Source organism: Streptomyces sp. SP18BB07 (genome assembly GCF_036322545.1).
Classification (GTDB): domain Bacteria; phylum Actinomycetota; class Actinomycetes; order Streptomycetales; family Streptomycetaceae; genus Streptomyces; species Streptomyces deccanensis.
Genome location: NZ_JAQYWT010000061.1, coordinates 1 through 311, shown reverse-complemented (window position 1 = coordinate 311; position 311 = coordinate 1). Strand labels below are relative to the sequence as shown.

The 311-nt window shown below is 74.3% G+C and carries 1 protein-coding gene; it reads left to right on the top strand.

Going from position 1 to position 311, the window contains the following annotated elements; translation table 11 throughout:
- A partial coding sequence (locus PUR53_RS00200; RefSeq protein ID WP_329906958.1) for an nSTAND1 domain-containing NTPase occupies window positions 1–311 on the top strand: 311 nt, incomplete at both ends.

Sequence of the window (311 nt, the reverse complement as noted above, 5' to 3'; positions counted from 1 at the left end):
GGTATGTTAAGGCGTGCGGCGGGGACCCCGGCGAGTGGGAGGTGTACTGGAAGGAGGCCGAGGCGGCGGTCGCGGCGGTTTCCGCGGGCGACGAGGAAGACGCGCCGGCGCCGTACGGGGGCCGCGCCCGCATCGATCCGGACGACCAGATGCTGTTCTTCGGCCGTGACCGGCTGGTGGCGGAGCTGTGCGTGCTGATGACCGCGCACAGCTTCGCCGCTGTGTTCGGCGCCTCGGGCAGCGGCAAGTCCTCGCTGCTGCGCGCCGGGGTCGTCCCCCGGGTCCGCGAGGCCATCGCGCGGCGGGAGGGC